General features: G+C 53.3%; 1 protein-coding gene. It reads right to left on the bottom strand.

The window, feature by feature from the left end; genetic code table 11:
- Nucleotides 1–648: 648 nt before the first annotated feature.
- Nucleotides 649–2675, bottom strand: a 2027-nt coding sequence (locus tag HMPREF9453_RS09520) for an S-layer homology domain-containing protein (protein WP_008860346.1), incomplete at its 5' end; no start/stop codon positions are given.

Genomic DNA, 2675 nt, shown 5'->3' with positions numbered 1-2675 from the left:
CCAGCCACCAAAAGGGGTGCATTTCCTCGCCCGCAGGGCGGTTGTATGGTTTTATACAAACCGGCGCCTTCTATAATTTAGAGGCGCCCACCACACCCCTCGCCCCTAAAGGGGAAACGACTCACTATGATTTGTGCGTCGCTAGTGCTCCTTCATCCACTGCTGTCACTGACTCACTGGATTTTCAGGTCGCTGATGCTCCCTTACAAATCCAGTTCGCATAGTGCAAATCATGTTCGCTATGCATCGCTTCGCTCAGGGAGCAATGAGTTTGTAATTCCGCTTTGCGGAATGAAAAACCAAACAACCGGGCCTTCGGCCCGTTGGAAATGCACCCCTTCTGCCTGCGGCATCTCCCCCGGTGGGGGAGATTTGCTCTCCCCTTACCTTAGTGCTGACTTAAGCCGCTCAACGCATAGCGAAGAATAAAGTCCCCCCGCCGGGGGGAAGGTGGTGGCCCCAGCCACCAAAAGGGGTGCATTTCCTCACAACACAATCCCATCGCAAAACCCCCGGGACTTTCGTCCCGGGGGTTTATGATCCCTTTCCCCTCCGGGGGGAAGGGGCAGGGATTATATCCTCATATCACTGTCCTTCATATTAGCAGTCATCCGGCTTGGAGGGATGAAGGAGGAGTGATTGGTGAGGCTAGGCTTTTTTCTGGGCTGCCATGGCCTGGAGTTCGGGGCGGAATTCTTCAACCAGTTTCTTTTCCGCCTTAGCGCCTTTGGAGAGGGCGTTGTAGATGATTTCTGCCATTTCATAGCGGGTCATCTGCCGTTCTCCGTGGTACTTGCCGTCCTCATAGCCTTCCACGATGCCATTGCCTGCCAGACGGGAAACGGCTTCGTAGGCCCAGTGATTCTCCGGCACATCCGGGAAATCTTTCGACATATTGGGATTCAGTACGGAGAGGAGAGCGTCCATGCGGGCGGTGAGGTCGTCCACTTTAGCACGGAGTTCCTTATTTTCTGCTGCAGCTGCCTTCATCTGTGCCTCTTTGGCTTTGTTGCCGCCGTGGCCGAGACGGAGGGATACGCCGCCGCCGAACATATTCTCACCGGTGCCCATGGCTGCAGAGGCATTGACCATCACGTTTTCATTAGGCCGGTAGAATACGCCTACCGCACTGGCAGTTTCGCTGCCGGAGCTGCCTACTGCTGCTGCCACATTCCACTTGGAGTCTTCATCGAATTCCAGGGGGTGCAGGTTTGCCATAGCTGCGGCGTTGGCGCCTACCTTGTCGATCTTGTTGTCCAGTTTATCCACTCTGGTTTCCACGGTGCCCATACGGGTTTCCAGTCCGGAAACTCTGGTATTGGTTTCATAGAGCTGGCCGCCGGAAACGGCATCGGTGGAGCCTTCGGAGATATCGCCTTTGCCTACATTCCTGATGACCTGGTCATTGGCATTGATACCATTTCCATCAATGTAGGTCTTATCTCCCACTTTGTAGGAGTCAGCCGTTACGTCGCCGGCTACGGTTGCATTGCCGCCTACGCTAAGGTCTTTGGCAACAGTGACCGTATCCTGGAATTTCGCGGCTCCGGTTACACCGAGGGTGCCATCAATAGTCGCGTTGTTGGTCACATGCAGGTCTTTCGTAGTAGTCGTGCCACCGACCCTGAGGTCTTTCATGACCTCAGCATAATCCATAGTCGCTTTGCCCGTTTCGAGGGTATTGCCGGAAATGGTCGTCTTCGTAATCGAATAGTCGCCGATTGCCCCGTTGTGGTCCCTATTTTCGAAAGTCGTGCCATCCGTCGTCGTAGTCACGGTGCTCTTGCCTACCGTATCTTTGATGCTGTTAGTTGCAGTGTTTTCAATTTCTGCCGCACTGTTGGACAGTTTTTCTTCCGCCTTGTTCACCAAGTTCTTGGCATCGTTGGTAATCGTTCCCTGTTTAGCCGTGCTGGTGATATCCGTATAGGTCTGCTTCACCCCGGTGCTGGAGGAACCATCGCTATTGGAAACGGTGGTATTCACATACCCGTTTTCCGCATCCTTCAGGATGTCGATGATGTTCCCGCTGACCAGTTTCTGTTCAGAAGTGGTAGCCGTATCTGTCACCGTGTTGGATCCGCCGCTATTGTTCTTCACCTGGCTGGTGAAGCCGTTAGCCTTCTGGCTACGGCTGGAGAAGTCGCCGGTGACAGTATCGGTGATCTTAGTGGTGTCTTCAGAAACGGTCTGCACATTGTTCAGGGACTTCACGGAGTTGCCGCTGCTGTCCACTTCCTTCAGGGACGTGTTCACACTGCCGGCCAGCTGGCTCAGAGTGCTGGTCTTGGTGCCATCGGTGATGATGTTGATATCCTTTTCAGCGGTCTTGCTGAAGGAGTTGCTCTTGGTACCATCCTTTACAGATTCGGAAATCTTCTTGGTGGTCATGGTCCGCTCTACATTGGCGCCTACTTTGTCGGTGATGGAGTCGGAAGCCTTATTGAGCAGGGTCTTGGCGTCATTGGTGATGGTGCCAGTGGATGCTGTGTTGGTAATATCACCGGTTGCGGTGTTCTTGATATCTTTGGCAGTGGTTGCTATGGTCTTATCCGTTGCATTGTTTGTGATACCGCTTTTATCCCAGGTGGTGTAGATGGTATCTCCAAATGCGGACTGTACATGGGTGGTATCAACGAGGACTTTGTTATTGCCAACCTGATTTGTCACGCTGG

Source organism: Dialister succinatiphilus YIT 11850 (assembly GCF_000242435.1).
In the GTDB taxonomy this organism is placed as follows: domain Bacteria; phylum Bacillota; class Negativicutes; order Veillonellales; family Dialisteraceae; genus Dialister; species Dialister succinatiphilus.
The sequence above is the reverse complement of the archived record's forward strand: the minus strand, read 5'-3'. Positions and strand labels throughout refer to the sequence as shown.